Here is a 23,719-nt window from a genome sequence, read left to right as displayed (position 1 = left end):
TATCTAATCATTTATATTTTAGTTTTCTGATAAAGAGCGGCAGCTTCTGCGCATCTCTCCCCGTCCACTCCTGCAGAAACAATCCCACCGGCATATCCGGCTCCTTCTCCACAAGGGAATAGTCCACGAATAGTTACGTGCTGCAATGTCTCCTTATCCCGCACGATCCGGACAGGAGAAGAAGTACGTGTTTCCACACCAATCATGACGGCTTCGTTCGTCAGGAATCCATGGCTACTTCTACCGAACTGTTGAAATCCAAGTGATAATCGCTTACTAATAAACTCAGGCATCCAAAAATGAAGCGGAGAAGAAATCAATCCCGGACTGTATGAAGACTCCGGCAAATCATAACTTAACTTCTTACGAGTGAAATCTAACATTCGTTGTGCTGGTGCTGTCTGCCGTCTACCTCCTTGCAACCAAGATTGTCTTTCCAACTCTTCCTGAAAATGCAGCACCGGAAGAATCTGTGAATTAATTGTTGAAAGTTGTACTTCCGTGAGATTAGGATTAAATGCAAGCAACTGTTCATCTTGCTGCGCAACTAATTCTTTATTCTTCATTCTTAATTCTTCATCAATAACCTCTTCCGGTTGAAGTTCCACAACCATTCCCGAGTTACTCCATTGTGAACCGCGATTGGAAGGAGACATACCGTTTACTACTACTTGCTCCGGTCCGCTGGCAGCAGGGACAATAAATCCACCGGGACACATACAGAAACTGTATACTCCTCGTCCTTCTACTTGAGTGACAAAACTATATTCGGCTGCCGGGAGATATTTTCCCCTTCCGTTTTTATTGTGATATTGTATCTGGTCAATAAGCATAGCCGGATGTTCCAAGCGAACACCAACTGCAATTCCTTTTGCCTCGATAGTTACATTATTAGCCGCTAACCAGCGATATACATCTCTGGCGGAATGCCCTGTTGCCAGGATGACCGGCCCCAGGAATGTTTTTCCTGTATTTGTTTCTATTCCCTTTACTTCGTCATTGTTAATAATCAAAGCATCCATTCGTGTCTGAAAATGTACCTCACCTCCACATTCAATAATGGTATTTCTCATATTCTCGATGACACGTGGCAGTTTATCCGTGCCTATATGTGGATGTGCATCTGCCAATATTGCCGTAGAAGCTCCGTGCTGACAGAATACATTCAGTATCTTATCTACATTTCCTCTTTTCTTGCTTCGAGTATAGAGTTTGCCGTCAGAATAAGCTCCTGCACCTCCTTCGCCGAAACTATAATTAGACTCGGGATTTACCATATGTTCGCGACTAATCAGTGCCAGATCCTTTTTCCGCTCACGTACATCTTTTCCACGTTCAATGACTACCGGGCGTAAACCGAGTTCAATAAGGCGCAATGCTGCAAATAATCCGCCGGGGCCTGCACCGACTACAATAACTTGTGGCTTTCCCTCCACATTATTGTATATAGTATGCTCATATTCATCATCCGCAGGCATCTCATTGAGATAAATGCGTACTTTCAGATTAACGAAGATAGTGCGTTGGCGAGCATCGATACTTCGCTTTAAGATGCGGGTAGCGTTAATTTCACGTAGATTTAGCGCTTTCTCTTTCACAAGATATTCTTTCAGCCGTTGTTCATTGGCTGCAATTTCGGGAAGGATACGGAGTTGATATTCTTGGATCATTGTTACTCGATTGGTTATATGATTACGATTTCTGATTTTATTTTATCCGAACAATGCCCTGAAAGCTTCTTCCACTTTTCTTACGGGCACTAATTCTATTTTTAGCTTCTTTGTATCTATCCCCTGCAAATTATATTTAGGCAATAAGAATCGTTTGAAGCCCAGTTTTTCAGCTTCTCCGATGCGTTGTTCGATGCGGTTTACCGGACGTATCTCTCCTGACAAACCGATTTCACCTGCCATACAAACTTCCGGTTCGATAGCTGCATCCATATTAGAAGAAAGAATAGCACTAATAACTGCTAGGTCAATAGCCGGATCATTTACTTTCAATCCTCCCGCAATATTTAGGAAAACATCCTTTTGTGCAAGTTTAAAACCTACCCGCTTTTCAAGAACAGCCAATAGCATATTCATTCTTCGTATATCAAAACCTGTTGCCGAACGTTGGGGATTTCCATAAACAGCTGAACTGACTAAAGCCTGTGTTTCAATCAAAAATGGACGGACTCCTTCGATGGCAGAAGCAATAGCAACACCACTCATCCCTTCGTGATCCTGACTCAGTAATAATTCCGAAGGATTACTAACCTGACGCAAGCCATCCTGACGCATTTCGTAAATACCTAATTCCGCAGTACTCCCGAAACGATTCTTAATGCTACGAAGAATGCGATACATATAGTGTTGGTCTCCTTCAAACTGAAGGACGGTGTCTACAATATGCTCCAGTACTTTCGGCCCGGCAATGCTTCCTTCCTTATTTATATGCCCGATCAACAATACCGGAGTATGGGTCTCTTTGGCAAAACGAAGGATAGAAGCCGAGCATTCGCGTACCTGAGCAATGCTTCCCGGAGAAGACTCTATATTTTCCGTAGAGATAGTCTGAATGGAGTCGATAATCACCAGATCAGGGCGGGTATTTTTTATATGTACATAGATTTGCTCCAATGAAGTCTCGCAAACAATGAGGCAGTCGCTGGAAACTTCGGACAGACGATCGGCGCGAAGTTTCAATTGCCGGGCACTTTCTTCTCCGGATATATAGAGAATCTTTTTTTCCGGCATATGGAGTACGGTTTGCATCACTAAGGTTGATTTACCGATTCCCGGCTCACCACCGATCAAGACCAAAGAACCCTGTACAAGTCCGCCTCCTAAAACACGATTCAATTCATCGTCGTGCATATTGATACGTGGTTCATCATCTGCTTCTATTTCACTAAGAGTAAGTGGTTTCGCTTTCTGAGTTTCGATACCGGAAACAGGGCGCCGGTTAGGCGTTTCCTTTCGTACAATCTCTTCGACATACGTATTCCACTCTCCGCATGATGGACATTTGCCTACCCATTTCGGAGATTCCTGTCCACAGTTACTACATACATATACCGTTTTTTCTTTAGCCATTACTGCTTATTTTTGCATTGCTCTATTAACTTCTTGAAATCAATCTGGTCGAATTCAAATTCATCAAATTCTTTTTCGTATGGAGTATTCCATACAATCATATTGAAATTTCTGGCTTTATTCTCCGAAACATACAAAGTATAAGACGGCTTTCCATCATTGGCTGTATATTGCCAGACTGCAATTTCATTGACAGGATCGATCATATAAATATATAAATCACTGGGCTTACGGAGTAAATCTGTATTGGAGTAAGACTCTAAGGTGCTTATGTGATAGATTGCTGGAGAGGGTTGTTTCACCGAGTTGATAATATATGGATAGGGACCATCTATATAATTGCAGATTAATGTGGAATCATTGATTTGTCTCCTTCCATTAAGTCCTCCTTCGCTTGGGGAATACAAATAATATTCTCCTTGATATAGATAGAGAGGAACCCAATTGCCGGGTAAATTAAATAAATTGTGTGTCTTAAGCGGACCAAGATTTTTTTTCGTGTAAATTTCTACAAGTTCATTATACTGATCAATATCATAGTTACTCATAGTGAAATTTAGTAGACGTTTATAAGGCCTGGATTCCTTGTCTTTTTCTATATATATGCTTTGAGTAAAACCGGAATAATACTTTTTAAGTAGAAATGTAGTATCGTTTTCTACAAATGGTCCTTGTTTAGTGGTAACTTTCTCTTGTGCGTATACTGAAGATGTACCAATAAAATATGCTAGCAGTATAAAATAAATAGTTCTATGTACCATAATTTGCTTTATTGATTATTTTTCATCATCATTGATTATTTTACAAAGATAGCAGTTTTGTGCATCTTTTCTTTCTTCTGGAGAAAAGATATTCTTTTCATTAATGTGAATCAATAGTTGATTTAGACTCTAATGTTGAAAAAACAAATGAATACGATCGCTATTTTCTCATTGTATATACTATCGTCCGGATGCTGTTCTGACACTTATCTGATATAAACCCATTTTATTCCCGAAATCGTTTTATATTTCTATTTTTATCTCAGATTTTATTATGTAAAACGGTATTATTTCTATTCTGGCTCTGACTACATTATGATTTATTATTATGATATTTTTGTCAAAATAAGCATGGAATTTAATGGTGAGATAACGACCAATAATTTCGTAGATATTACTGGATACAATTAAATCAAAAAGCTTTGCTGAGATGTTTTTTTATAAAAAATGAAAAGAGGCGATTAAATAAATTAATCAGCAATAAGTTTGCAACTGGACAAAGTGAACACTATCTTTGCAATCATAAAAAAAATTTCTGAGTTAATTATGGATACAATACGAAATAGGGCAATCCTGTCTCTATTGTCTTTTACTTTTCTATCTATTTTCTCTGCTTTTTCGCAGTTCTTCCCAGTAGACAGCCTTGAGGTTGTTTTAGCTGGTTATACACGTACAGACACAGCCAAAGTGAATATGCTCAATAAGCTAGCTTTCGAACTTCATAGAAGTAATCCGAAAAAGGCAATATCGTATGCCGAGCAATCACAGAAGATGGCTGATCAATTGAACTATCTTGAAGGCAAAGCCGCTAGTTTATGGACTATGGGGATGAGTTATCATACAAAAGATAAGCAGTTGGCACTTAGCTATTACAAGCAAGCACTTCATATAGCAGAACAGGTGAACGATCAAACAGGTATTTGCAACTACCTCTTGGCTATTGGCAATGCGGCTCAAGGCTTGGGTGATGTCGTAACTAGCGACCGGTCATTCGACAGGGCTTTGCAAATAGCCTCCGGTTTAGAAGATCAATCTCTCTATATCAAATTACTGTATAGCACTGCAAACAATCTGATGAGAAAGGGGCAGTATCTTGAAGCAGTCACAAAGTTTCAGCAAGTGATTGACAAAGCAACAGAGACAAGCAATCAACTGATGTTATCGAGAGCCTATCTTGCCATGGGTTCTATCTTCCAACGGCAAGGCAATAGTCCGCAGGCACTGGAGTATAAACTTTCCTCTCTCCATATCTCTGAGCAATACAATGATTCAATAGGAATTTTCAACGTTCTTATCGACATTGCAGACATCAAGTCTACTTTGAATAATTGTCAAGATGCACTGAAAAACGTTGATCAAGCGTTCCAAATTGCTAGAGAAATGAACGATTCCAGCATGATATTTATATGCTTCACCAAAACTGGTAGTATCTACCAACAGATGAAGCATCCTGAAGCCTTGTACTATCTTCAAAAAGCCCTTCAGATGGTGCAAGGAAAGAAAATTAATAAAACCATCAACCTGCTATGTAGTATCGGCTCTGTTTATACGGGGCAGAAGAAATTTAGCGAAGCGGAAAAAAATCTTAAAGAAGCGCTTGCTTTAGCACAGAAGGCAGAATTAAAATATGCTTGTGGCGAAGCATTAAGCGAGTTGGGTATCCTCTATTATACTCAAAAGCAATATACTCGTGCCATCGAATGTACAAACCGTGCACTGCAGGTGGGCAGCGAGATACAGTATCAAGAGTTAAAGAAAAATAGCTATAAATTACTTGCCGATATCTATGTCGCTACTGGTGATTATAAAGGTACCTATCTCAATCACGCGAACTTCAAACAGTTGAATGACAGTATGTTTAATGAGAAAAATGTGCGTAAGATGACTTTACTGGAAAGTACATATAAATACGATAAAGAGAAGCAGAAGTACGAGATGGAGAAAGTAAATCAGCAGTTGAAGATAAAAAACCAACGTTATATCATTTTTTCCCTCATAGCAGTGACCCTTTTGGTCTTTATCCTTTTGTATCAGCTTTATCTTTCTAATAGGTTAAAGAAGAAAGCACTCCGGTTAGAAATTGATCAGATAAATAGTCAACTGGAATACAGCCAGAAAGAGATGGTTTCAGCCACTCTTCAATTGGTGCAGAACTCTGAAAGTGATGCCTACTGTATGAAAATGCTGAAAAGTATTGAGAATACCGATGAAGAAGGAGAGAAAAACATACGTACACTTATTAGCTACTATAAAAATAAGTCTGTTTACTCCAACTGGGAAGAGTTTGAAACCTTATTTCTCAAAGTGAATTCCGACTTCTATGACAAACTCAACAAATCTTTCCCCACGCTTACGCTCAATGAACGTAAACTCTGTGTTTTCCTGAAGTTGAACATGACAAACAAAGATATTGCGCAAATTACCTTCCAATCCGATGAAGCACTAAAGAAAGCCCGTATGCGTTTGCGCAAAAAGCTGGAACTTGATCGTGATGAAAATCTGGCATCTTTCATTCTAAATCTTTAATAAGGAGTCCGAAAAACAAACTTAGAGAGTAATTCCAACTTCAAATGGCAACTAAAATTAAAAAGCATATTGGTTCGTTTTTTATCCAATTGAGATTTGCAATATTATTTGGCGCATTATGTGGCAAGTTTGCATAATAATATGAATAACTGAAAATGAGCATTATAATATTATCTAATTAAGTATTATTTCACCTGTCCACTTTTTGTCCCCCCTCTCAATGCATCTACAATACTAACGATTGTCTATGTTTGCAATACAATAGACAGAGGGTTATTTGTGCTTCTTTGCATGATGTTTCGACTTGTGTTTTTTTTTAAAATACTTATTATATTAATTGTTTTATTAAACTTAAAGTATCTGGTCTTTGGCGAATATTCATAAATCGATCAAAGAACTCGTAAATAAAAAGAAGAATTAAAATGGTTACTGAATCAAATGATATAAACAAAAAAATAAATTGTGATTTTCGAAGGAAGAGTGTTTATTCAAATACAAACTCTCTTATTTGGCAATATTTACAGATTTCCAATAATAAGGCATTATACGCTGAAATCCATAAATAGAAGCAAAAATCAATAAAGTAAAAGGTGTGATATTGTTTTATATTTGCCTGACAATATCGAAAGAATAGAAATATCCAAAGATAAAACATATAACTATTTATGAGTTCCCTAACACTTCTATCTAATTTAATGCTGACATTCGTTTTAATTATAAATGGGATAATCTTATTTTTCTTAAAAACAATACCTCATCCATACGATAAACCTTATCGTATGGCTAAACGCTATATAGCGTTTATGTGGTGGTTGTCGAGTATATCCATTATCATTGCTTTGACGATAGGAAAGTTCAGTGGTGAAAAAATAGAAATATTGAATATATACAGCATAACGAATTTCCCAATAGGTTGTTTTCTTGGAATGTACTCCTTCTTATACCTATGTAATGCTAGGAAAAGTTTCAGACAAAGACTAATATGGTCGTTTTCACTTCCTTTTTTTCTAGTGCTTCTTCATCATATTATGGTAGCTTCTCAAGGTAACTTACAGATTTATTCAATGCAGCAATATGTTAATACAATTGCCGATTCACCTATATTAATTATACGAACGGCCATCTTAGGTACAACTGTTGTCTGTGTGCTAATCTCTGTAGCACAATGTTTTAAAGCTCGAAGAATATACGAAAAGGTATTGGAGGATTTCTTTAGGAACAATGAGTTAAAGTATTCCGGATGGATGAGTAAAATGTTTTATTCAATTATTCCGATCCTGTTTTTTGTCACATTGTCCTACGTCGTCAATTCAATCTACTATAATTTTGTTTACGATATCATGCTTATTTTTATTGTAATCTTCTATACCATGAAGGTTATCAACTATCAATACCTGCTGCATACTATCCAATCGGTTACTGAGAGCCTTGAAACCAAACAGGAAAAGCCGATTGAAAATGAGTTTGAAGTGATCGAAAAAGGTAGGCAGGAAAAATCAAACAAATCCTCAGCAGATGATGCCATCAAAGAGCAATCCCAGCAAAGAGTGATACGAAGCGAAAACAAATATCGTATGATACATGAATCTATTGAGAAATGGATTAACGACGAAGAGAAGGCTTATTTAAAGAATGGGCTGACGATTCAGGAGGTTTCTCTGATGACTGGAATACCTAAACGGAAGCTTGCTGATTTTATTCATCTACACTATAATCTAAGCTTTAATTCATGGATTAACACTCTCAGAGTACAAGAGGTGGAGAGGATTTTGTCGAATAAGGAAAGTAGTACGATGACTTTATCAGAAATTGCGTATAAAACGGGATTTTCTGATCTTTCCAATATGAGTAGTACATTTAAAAAAATAAAAAGAATGAATCCATCGGAATATAGAATATTAGTCAATCAATAACATTATTTGCTTACCTGTCATTACCCGATTTTAGTTAAATATAGGGTTTTGTGCAAAAATCAATAAATGAAGAGCAAAAATCAATAATGCGTGGAAGAGGACAGTATTATATATTTGCCGGCAATTTAAACAAACAAGGAAAATAAAACATAATGGATAAAATATCAAAACAAAATAGTGGATAAAACTAAGTTAAATGAAAGTTTTAACTATTATAACTAACCAACTATTAATTAATGAAAGGAAATTATTTAAAAGAGGGATTGACGGTTCTATGTGCAACCATTATTCTATTACTGTTACTTGGAGTAGTTCCCGATTTTGAGATCAAATACAAACATTTTAATATTTTGTCCGACATACTCAGAACTGATAGCCTAGAAAAAGAATCGGATGATAAATCATTAATGGAAACGTCGTTTGATAAAAATGAGGAAGAACTATTATTATTGGCAAAAGATAGCTTAGGAGGGAAACCTTCTCTCGGATCAAAGCTATGTAATGGTGAAGACAGCCTGAAAGTATCGGGATGCACACCATCCAATGCTGACGTAAATACTTCTGTCCCTTCAGATGGGGTTCCTATTGAAGACTATTCACCGAATAAAAAAGCACTTTTTTCTTTTTATAAAGCTTTGCAGAATGACATCAAGACCCGTCCGGTACGTATAGGTGTATTGGGAGACTCATTTATCGAGGCTGATATCATCACAGCTAAACTTAGGAAACTTTTGCAGTCTCGTTATGGAGGCTCAGGGGTCGGTTTTGTTCCAATAGCTTCGCCGGCCGCGCAATATAGGCAGACGATACGGCATACATTTTCGGATTGGACTACTTATTCAATGGTTTATTATAAAAAAGCCGACTGGAAAAAGTTCTGCCTTTCAGGATTTTACTTTACTCCCAACAAGGAAGGTGCCTCCGTTTCTTTGAAAACGGTGAAGAACGAGCCGGTGACCATGATTTCCTTTTTCTTTATCAATCAGAAACATACTAAAATCATGGTGAGTATCAATAACCAGCCTTCTGTCGAGTATCAACCTGAATCGTCAGAGTCTGTTCAGCAATTGGTATTCTCCGATCCGGCTATTCAATCCGTGAGCATCCAGGTTAAGAAAGTGGATGGATTCACCGCATTTGGTATGTACCTGAACAACACTTCCGGAATTTATGTAGATAACTTCTCGGTACGAGGTTCCTCCGGTAGCGTACTGTCAACGATGAGTAAGGAGCTTTCTATGCAACTCACTCAGCATGTACCCTACGATTTGTTGGTGATACAGTATGGGCTTAACGTGATAGCGACCGATAAGAAATGGTATCCATCGTACAAGAAACTAATGGTAAATGCCATACAACGTTTGCAGGAATGTTATCCGGGCGTACCTATTTTAATGATGAGTGTTGGTGATAAAGGAAGTAAAAGTGCCGAAGGTATCACTACACATCCGGGAGTATTGCCGCTTATTGAAGCGCAAAGACAGGCAGCTAGTGAAGCGGGTATTGCCTTTTGGAATACTTATAAGGCAATGGGAGGAGAAAAAAGTATGGCGCAGTTTGTAGATCACAAACCTCCTATGGCTGCAAAAGATTATACACATATCAACTATTTGGGTGGAGACAAAATAGCTGAGCAACTGTTTGAGTCTCTAATGAAAGAAAAAAAACGTCTTAACCCTTAAAGTAGAGAGGTAATATATAATGAAAGATAATTGTTTGCTTGTTTTTTGGAGTTGCTATGTCTGTTTATTGATGGTGCCATCCTTTGTGTGGGGACAGCACACGGGGCAAAAGGCAAATGCAGGAAATCCATCTCTTATTCGTACCGATTTGAATAAGATATCAGATCCATCCTTTGCGCTGGAACCGTTTTATCATAAACTAAATAAATTGTCACAGTTTCAGCGGCAGATGGGAAATAAAAAAGGAAGTACTCCGAATATAGTATCTATCATGCACATCGGAGATTCTCATATACAAGCAGGTTTCTTAACCGTAACGATTATGAACCGTTTGCAACAGCATTTTGGCAGTGCGGGGCGTGGATTGATTTTTCCATTGAAACTGGCACGTACCAATGAGCCTTACGACTATCTGATTCGTTCTGAATCAAAATGGAACAAATCACTTTGCGTACATAGTACGCATAAGATTCCGATGGGATTGGGTGGACTATCGATTGAGACGTACGACGAGCAATTTACGTTTGAGATAAGGGCATCTGTAGGAAATAATGATGCAGATCATTCTTTCAATAAGGTGACAGTATTTCATCACGAAAAAGCCCCGGAACTTGTTGTCACAGATATTGGTATAGAATCTCATTGCGAAAAAAGTAAGTATCCCTTTGCTTCCGTTGTTTGCCTTGATAAGTGGGTCAATAAACTTCATTTAACTTCTACCGTCCGCTCTGAGAAGGACTCTGCCATTTACTATGGATTTAATCTGGAGAATGGCAAGAGCGGTATTCTTTATCATGCTGTAGGGCTAAATGGGGCACAATTTCGCCACTATGCCAGTGTACAGCACTTTGCGCAACAAATGACGATTTTGGCTCCACAATTATTTATCTTTTCTCTAGGTACCAACGAGGCTTTTCGAGGTAAGTTAAAAGAGAAGTATTTTTTTGCTGAGATTGACCGGATTATAGAACCCATACACAAAGCAAATCCTCAGGCTTCGATTCTGATCACGACTCCTCCCGATTGTCTCGGAGAGAACGTAAAGAAAACCCAAAGTAGCAATACAAATATTAGCTATGTCCGACAGTCATTGATTCGTTATGCCACCGCAAAAGGATATGCGTATTGGGATCTTTATTCTATTCTTGGAGGAGATGATTCTGCTTATAAACTTTATCAGGCGGGCTACTTGGCTGAAGATGGAGTTCACTTCAAAAAAAGCGGTTATACTATCCTTGGAAATCTATTTTATGATGCATTAATCAGTAATTATTCCGACTATGTTCAACGTCGATCTCAATAAGTTAGTAGATATCTTCCGCTATAATCCGGCGGAAGCATTTTTATTTAATAGTTCTTTTTTCTTGTTTTTTTTGACAGGAGCATTGTTGCTCTATGCCTTTATTCGGAAGTACGAGCCTTATAAAGTAGCTTTTTTGGTGTTGTGTTCCTTTTATTTTTATTATAAGACGAACGGTTTATATCTGATTCTGATACTTACAGTTGTTGTGATTGATTATCTGGCAGCCCATCTCATTTATAAAACGGTCGACAAAAAAATGAAAAAGGTTTGGCTGGTGTTAAGTCTGGTATTTGATTTGGGCATTTTGTTCTATTTTAAATATACGAATTTTTTGCTTGACTTATTCTTCAACGTCATCAACCGTCCGTTTCAACCATTGGATATCATGTTGCCAATAGGTATTTCGTTTTTCATATTCCAATCGTTGAGTTATGTGATTGACGTTTATAGGGGCAAGTTGGAACCTTTGCATCGGCTCATTGACTATACTTTTTATGTGTCTTTCTTTCCGCAACTGGTAGCGGGACCTATTGTGAGGGCAAAAGATTTTATTCCTCAGATACATCAGTCGGTTCCGTTGACAAAAGAAATATGGGCTGAAGCTTTTATGCTCATCGTGTTGGGACTATTCAAGAAATGTATTATTTCCGATTATATCAGTGTCAACTTTGTAGACCGCATATTTGATGCCCCGACGCTTTATTCTGGTGTTGAGAATTTGTTTGCTGTATATGGTTATGCTGTACAAATCTATTGTGATTTCTCCGGCTATTCGGATATGGCCATCGGTATTGCGTTGTTATTTGGATATCGCTTTTGCATCAATTTCAATTTGCCCTATCGGTCGGCTTCGGTCACTGAGTTTTGGAAACGATGGCACATCTCTTTGTCTACCTGGCTGAAGGATTATTTATACATCTCGCTGGGAGGTAACCGAAAGGGAAAAATGAGAACGTATGGTAATTTGATGCTGACAATGTTGCTGGGTGGGCTGTGGCACGGAGCTTCTTTACGCTTCATTTTATGGGGTGCTTTGCATGGGGTCTATCTGGTTACTCATAAGTTTCTGATGTCTGTCTTTCCTTCCTTGAAGTCAAACGGGGCAGAGATGCCTCTTTGGCAGCGGGTTATTGGAACCGTACTCACCTTTCATCTGATCTGCTTAGGTTGGATTTTCTTCCGGGCGGAGAGTATGGAAAATGGGATGGGGGTATTATCGCAGATTTTCTTGCATTTTAACGGTTCGGTTTTCTTACCTTTTGTAAAGGAGTACTCCGTTATTTTATTACTGATTGGCTTATGTCTCATAGGTCAGTTTATCCCGGAAAAAGTGGTTGGCTGGTCCAGGCAGAAAGTAGTTGATATGTCATGGCAGATGAAAACACTTCTGCTGGTGCTGCTCATTGTACTCATTGCACAAGTGAAGTCATCAGAGTTACAACCCTTTATTTATTTTCAGTTTTGATAATCCAATCATTCGAAATGCAGTTAATAATATGAGAATTAAAAATGAATACCATATCCATTCCGTTGCCGGTGAAAACTTAGTCATTGCCCGTGGTAAGAAGCGAACAGCCATCCGCATCCTCTCTCTCAATCCCAATGCCGTATGGTTGTGGGAACAACTGGCGGGAGTCGATTTTACTGAAGAAGATGTTATCTGCCTACTTCTGTTTAGATTTGATCTGGAGATTGAGGTGGATCTGCCTACCATTATCTCTGATGTTCGGAGATGGATTGACGTACTCTTACGGCACAATATTCTCGAATTGTAAAACTGAAATAAAAAAAAGAATGCCCTTTGCTCTGTGTGGGTTGGCAACCCAAAAAACAATGTTCTAACTATTGAATAATTATGGATAAGTATTACAACATAGCCGGATTTTTGATTTGTGTCACAGGTGAAAAGGCTGAGGCTATCCAGCGTGTTTGCAGCTTTGAACCTTTTGAGGTCAAACCCGGGAAACCCTATTTTACTTTTTACCTCACGCATAAAACGAATAAAGAATTATTAGTTGAGGAGGAATCTGCTCTGCATTATAGAATTGATTTTGAGAATATTGTCGGACATTTTGTCCGTCTGCAAAATGATATTTACCAGCTTACTATAATGTCCCCCGAAGATGACAAACCGTTGTTTTTAAATTATCGTCTCGGCTGTCGCGAGTGTATTCTGGGTGGTTTGATGAAACCTGATCTGCTTCAGTTTGCCCTCTGGGCAGCCTTCGGAATGCTTATTGCCGGGCAAGCCATCGTTATATATGCCTCGGTCATTGTATTCGATAATAAAGCCATTGTTTTCTTGGCCGACTCGGACACTGTGAAAAGTACTCATACCCACTTGTGGTTAAAACACATTCCCGGTTCAACTCTGCTTACCGACAATGGTTTCATCATTTTAAGGGATAGCTCAACACCCTATATATGTGGTTCTCCGTGGAGTAAAAACACACCCTGTTTTCAAAATAAGTGTATTCCTCTGGCGGGCATTGTTCACCTTTCACAAGCATCACATAACCAAATGTACCGTTTATGGATGCTTGAAGCTGTTAGTGCCATACTCCCTTCTTGTCCGTCAGTGTTTGCTGAAGACAAGGAATTGTCTAGGCATACTTGCGACACAATCTCTGAAGTACTTAATTTCGTTCCAGTCTGGCAGTTGGAATGTCTGCCAGATGAGGAAGCGGTGAGACTATTGTACACAACAGTGTTCCCCAAAATCTAAGAAAAACAAGAATACTGGTTGGTTACCAACTGTCTTTTGGTTTGTATGGGAGGATTTCTAAATCATAATATGGACATCATGTCGTTGAGTATTTCTCAATAATAGGAAAGAAGATTGATTAATCGAAATTATTCATTTTTGAAGTACTGGCTTTGCTAATTGCTGGCTCCTCTCAATGAGTGTCTTCCGGTTCAACTGTTCTTTCTCATTGGGAGTCATAATTAGAAAAAATACTAGTTTTATTTTTATAATATTCTGATATTTAGTGTGCTTGTGGAATTGTGATAAGGTGATTAACTGACTAATAATATTTTAACGAGCTGAATTGGCAGGTGTTTTTAATCAGTGATTTATATTATTACTTATTGCAAGTAATAATGGCGATAGGTTTTAATGGATCAAAAGGAGGCTACTTTTTTGATTATAGCAAAGTCTTAAATCGTAATTTCTCCTGCCATTGACCTATTCATCCGGTCGCGTACTTCGTCCGGTGTATAACCATGTCCCAATAGAAACATTAATTTGGTAACCGCTGATTCCGTCGTACTGTCGTAGCCGCATACCACACCTGCTTGCAATAACTGATATCCTGTTTTGTATCGTTCCATTTCTACCATTCCGGCGTTGCACTGTGTCACATTGACTATCACAATTCCTTGTGCACTAGCCTGGCAAAGTCGTTGTATAAACCATTCTTTTCGGTGAGCATTGCCGGACCATACGTTTCGAGTACAACAGCCTTTAGCCCCTGAATTCCTAGAATAGCAGCTACTACATTTTCCTGAATCCCCGGGAACAGTTTAAGTACCACTACATTAGTATCCATCAGATAATGCGGTTTCAATTCGCGTTCTTTTTTATGGGTGTGAATCTGTACATTATTATATTTAATATGAATACCAGCTTCCGCCACATATCCGGTTCCAATTCCGAAGAGTCCATTGGAGGATCGAACTGATAAGTATTGATCGGGAAGTTGAATTTCTGCAATTCGGGTATGTGTTTTTGCAGTTGCTCGAAGTTGAAGTTTTCGAGTACACCTGTCTGGGCATTTTCGATCATTCCAATCGTACCGCCTGTGTATATTAACAATACGGAAGTATATTGTAGGTTCATGTGCTGATTTTATGCTTCTATTTTTGCGAATATAGTAATATAATCCATGTTTAATAGCAAAATGCCATAAAAGTGCGGCCGTACTTTAGAATAGAAGCAAGAGAGAAGATTCTTTTTATCAGAAAAATATCGAAAAAAGTGATAGTTTGAATGTTTTTATTATTACTTTTGCGACACTTATCAAAAACAATAGTAGAACAAAGGACAATGATGAAGTATTATCCACATACAGTCACATCCATGTGTACCATGACCCTTAGGGGTTGAGGATAATATTTGTGTATCTACGTGATTCACGCTTTTTGAAAAAGCAAAATTCAATATCTATTTTTTGTAAACAACCAATCGTACTGTTATTTAGTATATACAGCACATTGCATTTAAATAAACATCTTCATGAAAGTAATGAAATTCGGCGGAACATCCGTAGGTTCCGTGGACAGCATTTTAAGCGTAAAGAGAATTGTTGAGTCGGCAAATGAGCCGGTAATTGTAGTCGTTTCCGCATTAGGAGGCATCACTGATAAATTGATAAACACATCGAAAATGGCAGCAGTTGGAGATTCTTCCTATGAAGGCGAATTTCGTGAGATTGTTTATCGCCATGTGGAAATGATAAAGGAAGTAATTCCTCTCGGAGAAGGTCAAGTGGCGTTGCAACGCCGTATTGGAGAGTTGTTAAATGAATTGAAAGACATTTTTCAAGGTATTTATCTGATAAAGGACCTTTCACCCAAAACTTCGGATACTATTGTCAGCTATGGAGAGCGGCTCTCTTCTATCATCGTTGCCGAACTGATTGATGAAGCCGAATGGTTTGACTCACGTACTTTTATTAAAACAGAAAAGAAACATAATAAGCATACAATCGATGCTGATCTGACCAATGAATTGGTAAAGAAGGCATTCGGTTCTATTCCGAAAGTAGCTTTGGTTCCGGGATTTATCTCATCCGATAAAATGACGGGAGATGTAACGAACCTCGGTCGTGGCGGTTCGGATTATACGGCTGCTGTTATTGCTGCTGCTCTTGATGCGGATTCTTTAGAAATATGGACAGATGTGGATGGCTTTATGACGGCTGATCCACGTGTTATTTCCACTGCATATACAATATCCGAATTGAGTTATGTGGAGGCTACTGAGCTTTGTAACTTTGGTGCTAAAGTGGTTTATCCACCTACTATTTATCCGGTATACCATAAGAATATTCCTATTCTGATAAAGAATACTTTCAATCCGGAAGGAGTAGGAACCGTTATCAAACAAGAAGTTTCCAATCCTCACAGCAAGGCTATTAAAGGTATTTCTTCTATCAATGATACTAGTCTGATTACTGTTCAAGGTCTTGGTATGGTAGGTGTGATTGGTGTCAATTACCGTATTTTCAAGGCGTTGGCTAAGAATGGTATCAGTGTATTCCTTGTGTCGCAGGCTTCATCCGAGAATAGTACTTCTATCGGTGTGCGTAATGCCGATGCTGATCTGGCCTGTGAAGTATTGAACGAAGAGTTTGCCAAAGAAATCGAAATGGGTGAGATTTCACCCATTCTTGCCGAGAGAGATTTGGCAACGGTGGCTATTGTAGGCGAAAATATGAAGCATACACCGGGTATTGCAGGTAAGTTGTTCGGAACACTGGGACGTAACGGTATTAATGTAATAGCTTGTGCGCAAGGTGCTTCGGAGACAAATATTTCTTTTGTTGTTGATGGAAAATCATTGCGTAAGTCATTGAACGTTATTCACGACTCTTTTTTCCTTTCCGAATATCAGGTACTTAATTTGTTTATTTGCGGTATCGGAACTGTAGGAGGAAGCTTGGTGGAACAAATTCGTTGCCAGCAACAAAAGTTGATGATGGAAAACGGGTTGAAATTGCACGTAGTAGGTGTTATTGACGCTGCAAAAGCTATGTTTAGTCGTGGCGGCTTCGATTTGGCTAATTACCGTGAAGAGTTGAAAGAGAAAGGAAAAGATAGTAATCTTCAGTCAATCCGTGAGGAGGTGATTGGTATGAATATCTTCAATTCGGTGTTTGTAGACTGTACGGCAAGTGCAGAAATTGCGTCACTCTATAAGGACTTCTTGCAACATAATATTTCTGTAGTGGCTGCCAATAAGATTGCTGCTTCTTCGGCTTACGATAATTACCGCGAACTGAAAACGATTGCCCGTCAGCGTGGAGTAAAATATTTGTTTGAAACTAATGTAGGTGCGGGACTTCCGATTATTAATACCATCAATGACCTTATTCATAGTGGAGACAAGATTCTGAAGATAGAAGCTGTACTTTCGGGTACGTTGAACTATATCTTTAATAAAATCAGTGCTGATATTCCTTTTAGCCGTACTATTAAGATGGCACAGGAAGAACGGTATTCTGAGCCGGATCCACGTATCGACTTAAGTGGTAAGGATGTTATCCGTAAACTGGTGATTCTGGCGCGTGAGGCCGGCTACCGTATCGAACAGGAAGATGTGGAAAAGAATCTTTTTGTTCCGAACGACTTCTTTGACGGTTCGTTGGACGACTTCTGGAAGAAGGTTCCGAGTCTTGATGCCGATTTTGAAGCGCGTCGTCAAATATTGGAAAAAGAACATAAACATTGGCGTTTTGTAGCTAAACTGGAAAATGGAAAAGCTTCAGTTGGTTTGCAGGAAGTAGATGCCAACCATCCGTTCTACGGATTGGAAGGTAGCAACAATATTATATTGCTGACTACGGAACGCTATAAAGAATATCCGATGATGATTCAGGGATACGGTGCCGGTGCCGGAGTAACGGCTGCCGGAGTATTTGCTGATATCATGAGTATCGCAAACGTCTAACATCATTCTTCATTCTTAATTAAGTAAAAGTGAAACATATTATTATATTGGGTGACGGGATGGCCGATTGGCCGGTGCAGTCATTAGGAGGAAAGACGCTCCTGCAATATGCGAAGACGCCTTATATGGATAAATTGGCCCGAATGGGGCGAAACGGACGGCTGATGACTGTGGCCGAAGGTTTCCATCCGGGTAGTGAAGTAGCTAATATGTCTGTATTGGGATACAATCTTCCGAAGGTGTATGAAGGCCGCGGACCCCTGGAAGCTGCTAGTATCGGTGTTGATCTTCAACCGGGAGAGATGGCAATGCGTTGCAATCTGATTTGTGTGGAAGGAGATATTCTGAAGAATCACTCTTCCGGTCATATTTCTACGGAGGAAGCCGATATCTTAATCAACTATCTGCAAGAGAAATTAGGAAATGACAAGATACGTTTCCACACGGGCGTGCAGTACCGTCATTTACTGGTTATTAAAGGAGGAAATAAAGAGTTGGATTGTACACCTCCCCACGATGTTCCTTTGAAACCTTTCCGTCCGTTGATGGTTAAGCCTTTGGTGCCGGAAGCTAAGGAAACAGCAGATTTGATTAATGAGTTGATCCTAAAGTCTCAGGAATTGCTGAAAGATCACCCTTTGAATAAAAAACGAATGGAAGAAGGTAAAGATCCTGCAAACAGTATCTGGCCTTGGAGTCCGGGGTATCGTCCGCAGATGTCTACACTTTCAGAGACTTTTCCTCAGATAAAGAAAGGAGCCGTTATCTCCGCTGTGGATTTGATTAACGGTATTGGCTTTTATGCAGGTTTAACTCGTATTGCTGTGGAAGGAGCTACCGGACTTTATGATACAAATTATGAAAATAAGGTTGCTGCTGCCTTGGAAGCTTTGAAGACAGATGATTTTGTCTATCTTCATATTGAAGCCAGCGATGAGGCAGGACACGAAGGAGATATCGACCTGAAACTTCTGACGATTGAAAATCTGGATAAACGTGCTGTTGGACCTATTTATGAAGCAGTGAAGGATTGGGAAGAGCCGGTTGCCATTGCTGTATTGCCGGACCATCCGACTCCTTGCGAACTTCGTACTCATACTGCCGAACCTGTTCCGTTCTTAATCTGGTATCCGGGTATTGAATCTGATGAAGTGCAGACTTTTGATGAAGTAGCTTCTTGTAATGGTAGCTATGGAGTAATGAAAGAGGATGAGTTTATAAAAGAATTTATGAAGTAATTCACTACGGATTATGCAGACTGTTTCTTAGTATTTCATGTCTGGTTAAATCTGTATAATCTGTCTTGGACTCTAAAATATAATATAATGAAATATTACAGTACAAATAAACAAGCACCGATGGCTTCATTGCAAGAAGCTGTGGTGAAAGGACTTGCTGCTGACAGAGGACTTTTTATGCCCATGACTATCAAACCTCTTTCGCAGGAGTTTTACGATACAATTGATACATTGTCTTTTCAGGAAATAGCTTATCGGGTAGCCGATGCTTTCTTTGGTGAAGATATTCCCGCAGATACATTGAAGCAGATTGTATATGACACGTTAAGTTTCGATGTTCCTTTGGTGAAAGTAACGGAGAATATATATTCATTAGAATTATTTCATGGACCAACACTGGCTTTTAAAGATGTAGGTGGACGCTTTATGGCCCGTTTGCTAGGCTATTTTATCAGGAAAGAAGGGCAGAAGGATGTGAATGTATTAGTTGCTACTTCCGGTGATACAGGTAGCGCTGTGGCAAATGGTTTTCTGGGAGTAGAGGGAATTCATGTCTATGTGCTATATCCGAAGGGAAAAGTCAGCGAAATCCAGGAAAAGCAATTTACCACGTTGGGGCAGAACATTACGGCTCTTGAAGTCGAAGGTACTTTTGATGATTGTCAGGCATTGGTGAAAGCTGCTTTCATGGATAAAGAACTGAACGAGCATTTGTCTCTGACTTCGGCTAACTCTATCAATGTAGCGCGCTTCCTGCCTCAAGCATTTTATTATTTCTATGCATACGCTCAATTGAAACGCACCGGAAAAGCAGATAATGCTGTTATCTGTGTACCGAGCGGAAACTTTGGTAATATTACTGCCGGGTTATTTGGAAGGAAAATGGGATTGCCTGTTAAACGTTTCATTGCTGCTAATAACCGCAATGATATTTTCTATCAATATCTTCAAACCGGTCAGTATAATCCTCGTCCGTCCGTTGCCACCATTGCAAATGCAATGGATGTGGGTGATCCTAGTAATTTTGCCCGTGTTCTTGATTTATATGGTAGTTCCCATGCAGATATTGTTGCTGAAATCTCAGGCTGCACTTATAATGATGAACAAATTCGTGAAACCGTGAAAGCTACATGGAATGAATATCATTATCTGCTCGATCCTCATGGAGCTTGCGGTTATCGTGCTTTGCAAGAAGGATTGAAACCCGGAGAAACAGGAGTTTTTCTTGAAACAGCTCATCCGGCTAAGTTCCTTGAAACAGTAGAAGGTATTATTGGTGAAACAGTCGAAATTCCGGCTAAGCTACAGGCTTTTATGAAAGGAGAAAAGAAAAGTTTGCCGATGACGAAGGAGTTTGCGGACTTTAAACAGTATTTGCTTTCTATCTGATAAAAAAAATTGTTGTATTAAAAGAGAGTCTCTTTATTTTAGCCCTATCTCATTTATGAAACAGGGCTAAAATAAGGAGATTTTTTCTAATAGGAATATTGGACTCTTCAAATAGATCCTTTTCATATTTTAATCGGTTAATTTAAAAATGTAATTATGCTATAGGCATGTAGAATTTCACTTTATTCATAGTATTGGGACATATGACTGATTTAATTTCTAGCCTTGGGATTACCGCTACTAATTGTGTTCATATTCGTTTCGTGAAAGGACTGAAATAACGTATGGAAAATAGACCATCTCTTGTATCATAAACAATTAGCTATAACAGTTCTATATTTATTTTTCTCCTCTGCATGAATTATTTTTCTTATTACCTAATTAATTTTCGTTCTACTTAAGTAGAACTAGCGAACTACTATAATAGAACTTTCGTTCCACTTAAGTGGAACGAAAAATGGTTAGGCAATGAAATACTTACGTACTGCAAAGCGACAATTTAAAAGTAACGATGCGACTTGTTAATTGTTACGACCCATTCCTATTTAGTGTGTAACAAGCTGGAAATAAAATATTAATTGAAATAAGAGTGCTCTTTATTAATCTCATTAAGTTCTGAACAATCCTCTTGTTTTATCATATTTAAGTTGATAACTATGTCCTTTTACTGTTTTCCAAGACAGCGTTTTTCCTGCATATTTTATAGTGCAGTTGCTTCCGGATTTTGATAGAATAGTAGCTTCTTTCAATTTGCCATTTTCCCATATCATAGCTATCTCAAAATTTCCTTTTGCACACAGGCCGCTAATAGAACCATCTTTCCAGACATCCGGCAGAGCTGGCAGTAACTGAATAAATCCTGTATGGCTTTGCAGCAACATTTCAGTGATTCCTGCCGTTCCGCCAAAGTTTCCATCAATTTGGAAAGGAGGGTGGGTATCCCACAAATTATCCAATGTTCCATTTTTTAGCAGATTGCCAAATAAAGTATATGCATGGTTTCCGTCTTGTAGACGTGCCCATTGATTCAGTTTCCATCCCATGCTCCAGCCTGTAGCACCATCACCGCGATGTTCCAGAACTACTTTAGCTGCTTTTGCCAGCCCCGGAGTGGTAATTGGTGAAATGGTACGCCCCGGATGCAGTCCGAACAAATGATTCACGTGACGATGTTCATCTTTCGGGTCGTCGATATCTACCGACCATTCCATTAACTGTCCGTAACGCCCGATCTTGTAAGGAGCCAGATTAGTTAGTATATGTTCCCACTGTTTTCGTTCCTTTTTATCCACTCCTAACACTTTGCTTGCCTCGATAGCATCTAATAAGATTTCACGTATCACTGCGTGTACAAAGGTAGCTCCCTGATCAATGGGACCATGTTCGGGAGAGGTAGACGGAGCAGCTGTATAAGTACCATCGGGCTTGTGCCATAAATAATCGACGGCAAAATCCGCACTGCTTTTTATCAGTTCATACCCTGTTTCTTTTAAAAATTTCAGGTCCCTCGTATAGTCATAATATTCCCAGATATGCGTAGCTAGCCAAGGTCCTGCCATCGGATTGAAGTTCCACGACATATTCTGACTTTCCAATGGGGTAGTAAATCCAAAGATATTGGCGGAGATGGAAGCTGTCCACCCTCTTGCCCCAAAGTATGCTTGTGCGGTTTTCTCGCCCGGTTTCACTAATGTACGGATGAAATCGACCAAAGGCAGCATACACTCATTCAGATTAGTGGAGCAGGCAGGCCAGTAGTTCATCTGTATGTTGATATTATTATGATAATCCACAGACCAGGGGCCACCTACGTTATTATGCCAGATTCCCTGTAGATTAGCCGGCATATTACCCGGTCGGGAACTGGAAATAAGCAAATAACGGCCGAACTGATAATACAGTGCTTCCAGGTAATAATCCGGCTGTCCTTGTCGATAGTTCTTCAACCGTTGTCCGGTTGGTAAATTATCCGTTTTTATGGTAGGATTCAGGTTAAGCTTAACGCGGTTGAATAATGCAGCATAGTCATCATAATGTTCTTTAAACAAAGCTTTGTATCCTTGAACTACGGCATTGTCTATCCATTGACGTGTTGTTTCAGCCGGATTGACGCCAACATAAGTCTTCGGATCTTTAAAGTCCGGATTAAAATTAGTTTTATAGTCGGTATCCGCGGAAATATAAAACACGACTTCATCCGCTCCTTTGGCAATCAGTTTTCCATTCTCGTTTGTCAGTTGTCCGCCTTTAGCTTCTGCCTGGATACGGACTACATATTTCATTCCATTGTTATTCAAAGAGGCGGTATATACTAAACCATTCTTGCCGTCCGCCTTCATTTCTCCAGTGGATACGGGATTGGGAGCATAACTGAATATCAGGTTCTGCATTCCCGGATGATCTGCACTGAAGCGCATTACCATTACATTTGCCGGATAAGAGATAAAGTAATTACGTTGATAAGCCACATTATCCTTTTTAAACTGTACTACCGCCATGGCAGAATCCAGAGATAAGATACGCTTATATCCATTCATATGGAGGGTATTCAATCCGGTTTCTACATAAAATTCTCCCATAGTTGTAAAGCTTCCAAAACGATACGGCTTTTCCCCATCGGGCTCGTAAGCTACTTCACTATTGAAGTTGAGTTGAGTCAGCTTTTCTGCTTTCTGCTGATCTCCTTCTGTAAATGCTTTCCGTATTTCGTCTAAAATATGGGCTGACTCTTTATTGATGTTCCAGTAATAATCGGCTCCCTTGGCTGTATTAGGACCTCCTCGCCAAAGAGTTTTCTCATTAAAAGTAATGCGTTCCGCTTCAATAGACCCCATGATATTTGCCCCAATGTTGCCATTGCCGATAGGTAATGATTTTGATTCCCAACTGGTGTCCGGATTGTTATTGGTATTTCCGGCTATTTCCAGTTCGTCTTGAGTTTTCGGTATATCCGGTCTTCCATTATACCAAACGGCATATCCTTGCAAGGTATTTGGAGTGTCAAACCAAATAGAAAGTCCTTGTGTATAGTCGGTTTCTCCTGCCTGAAGCCCGGAGAAAGATAAACACACATTGATAAGAAGCAGATAGAGTTTCTTCATTTTCATAGTATTAAAAGTCTGTTTTACTTTATAAACTGTACAAATTTACATAA

The 23,719-nt window shown here is 39.1% G+C and carries 16 protein-coding genes and 1 pseudogene; 10 read left to right on the top strand and 7 right to left on the bottom strand.

The genetic code is table 11. From position 1 onward, the window contains the following. Positions 1-11: 11 nt before the first annotated feature. From PHO71_RS14890 to PHO71_RS14880, 3 genes are read right to left on the bottom strand one after another with little or no spacing between them, the layout of a single operon-like run. Entirely contained in the window at positions 12-1,670 is a 1,659-nt protein-coding gene (locus PHO71_RS14890) for an NAD(P)/FAD-dependent oxidoreductase (RefSeq protein ID WP_300204831.1), read from the bottom strand. A gap of 42 nt (positions 1,671-1,712) precedes the next feature. Beyond that, on the bottom strand, positions 1,713-3,080 hold the full coding sequence (gene radA, locus PHO71_RS14885) for a DNA repair protein RadA (RefSeq protein ID WP_300204829.1): 1,368 nt from the start codon (positions 3,078-3,080) through the stop codon (positions 1,713-1,715). Further along, a complete protein-coding gene (locus tag PHO71_RS14880) occupies positions 3,080-3,841 on the bottom strand; it encodes a hypothetical protein (protein WP_300204827.1) in 762 nt (253 codons plus the stop codon). Before PHO71_RS14880 ends, radA begins: the two co-directional genes overlap by 1 nt. 546 nt (positions 3,842-4,387) lie before the next feature. Here PHO71_RS14880 and PHO71_RS14875 point away from each other — a divergent pair. The 7 genes from PHO71_RS14875 to PHO71_RS14845 all read left to right on the top strand — a co-directional run bounded on the left by PHO71_RS14875 (position 4,388) and on the right by PHO71_RS14845 (position 13,990). After that, on the top strand, positions 4,388-6,367 hold the full coding sequence (locus PHO71_RS14875; RefSeq protein WP_300204826.1) for a tetratricopeptide repeat protein: 1,980 nt from the start codon (positions 4,388-4,390) through the stop codon (positions 6,365-6,367). A gap of 779 nt (positions 6,368-7,146) precedes the next feature. Next, the gene (locus PHO71_RS14870; protein WP_300204824.1) at positions 7,147-8,280 is read left to right on the top strand and encodes a helix-turn-helix domain-containing protein; all 1,134 of its coding nucleotides are present in this window, start codon (positions 7,147-7,149) and stop codon (positions 8,278-8,280) included. Between the two features lie 236 nt (positions 8,281-8,516). Continuing rightward, positions 8,517-9,962, top strand: a complete 1,446-nt coding sequence (locus tag PHO71_RS14865; RefSeq protein WP_300204823.1) for a hypothetical protein — start codon at positions 8,517-8,519, stop codon at positions 9,960-9,962. 19 nt (positions 9,963-9,981) lie between these two features. Continuing rightward, positions 9,982-11,265: a GDSL-type esterase/lipase family protein gene (locus PHO71_RS14860; protein WP_300204821.1), complete on the top strand. Its 1,284-nt coding sequence runs from the start codon at positions 9,982-9,984 to the stop codon at positions 11,263-11,265. Further along, positions 11,243-12,730: an MBOAT family protein gene (locus PHO71_RS14855; RefSeq protein ID WP_300204819.1), complete on the top strand. Its 1,488-nt coding sequence runs from the start codon at positions 11,243-11,245 to the stop codon at positions 12,728-12,730. Before PHO71_RS14860 ends, PHO71_RS14855 begins: the two co-directional genes overlap by 23 nt. 31 nt (positions 12,731-12,761) lie before the next feature. Beyond that, the gene (locus tag PHO71_RS14850; RefSeq protein ID WP_300204818.1) at positions 12,762-13,040 is read left to right on the top strand and encodes a PqqD family protein; all 279 of its coding nucleotides are present in this window, start codon (positions 12,762-12,764) and stop codon (positions 13,038-13,040) included. 80 nt (positions 13,041-13,120) lie between these two features. Then, positions 13,121-13,990, top strand: a complete 870-nt coding sequence (locus tag PHO71_RS14845; protein ID WP_300204816.1) for a hypothetical protein — start codon at positions 13,121-13,123, stop codon at positions 13,988-13,990. 434 nt (positions 13,991-14,424) lie between these two features. Here PHO71_RS14845 and PHO71_RS14840 read toward each other — a convergent pair. From PHO71_RS14840 to PHO71_RS14830, 3 genes and pseudogenes are all read right to left on the bottom strand, one after another. Continuing rightward, positions 14,425-14,724, bottom strand: a pseudogene (locus tag PHO71_RS14840) (L-asparaginase 1); the annotation flags it as partial. Further along, positions 14,637-14,834 carry a hypothetical protein gene (locus PHO71_RS14835; RefSeq protein WP_300204814.1) on the bottom strand — a complete coding sequence of 66 codons (198 nt, stop codon included), beginning with the start codon at positions 14,832-14,834 and terminating at the stop codon, positions 14,637-14,639. The pseudogene PHO71_RS14840 and the gene PHO71_RS14835, both read right to left, overlap by 88 nt. Then, entirely contained in the window at positions 14,831-15,106 is a 276-nt protein-coding gene (locus PHO71_RS14830) for an asparaginase domain-containing protein (RefSeq protein ID WP_300204813.1), read from the bottom strand. The genes PHO71_RS14835 and PHO71_RS14830 overlap by 4 nt, the downstream gene beginning before the upstream one ends. A gap of 396 nt (positions 15,107-15,502) precedes the next feature. Here PHO71_RS14830 and thrA point away from each other — a divergent pair, with 396 nt between their 5' ends. From thrA to thrC, 3 genes are all read left to right on the top strand, one after another. Then, positions 15,503-17,938: a bifunctional aspartate kinase/homoserine dehydrogenase I gene (gene thrA, locus PHO71_RS14825; RefSeq protein WP_300204811.1), complete on the top strand. Its 2,436-nt coding sequence runs from the start codon at positions 15,503-15,505 to the stop codon at positions 17,936-17,938. A gap of 29 nt (positions 17,939-17,967) precedes the next feature. After that, on the top strand, positions 17,968-19,176 hold the full coding sequence (locus tag PHO71_RS14820) for a cofactor-independent phosphoglycerate mutase (protein WP_300204809.1): 1,209 nt from the start codon (positions 17,968-17,970) through the stop codon (positions 19,174-19,176). Between the two features lie 87 nt (positions 19,177-19,263). Then, the gene (gene thrC, locus PHO71_RS14815) at positions 19,264-20,565 is read left to right on the top strand and encodes a threonine synthase (protein ID WP_300204808.1); all 1,302 of its coding nucleotides are present in this window, start codon (positions 19,264-19,266) and stop codon (positions 20,563-20,565) included. A 608-nt stretch (positions 20,566-21,173) separates the two neighbouring features. Here thrC and PHO71_RS14810 read toward each other — a convergent pair. Beyond that, positions 21,174-23,666, bottom strand: a complete 2,493-nt coding sequence (locus PHO71_RS14810; RefSeq protein ID WP_300204879.1) for a glycoside hydrolase N-terminal domain-containing protein — start codon at positions 23,664-23,666, stop codon at positions 21,174-21,176. Between the last annotated feature and the right edge of the window lie 53 nt (positions 23,667-23,719).

The sequence above is a fragment of the Bacteroides sp. genome (assembly GCF_028690125.1).
In the GTDB taxonomy this organism is placed as follows: domain Bacteria; phylum Bacteroidota; class Bacteroidia; order Bacteroidales; family Bacteroidaceae; genus Bacteroides.
This window is presented reverse-complemented; position numbering and strand designations above follow the sequence as displayed.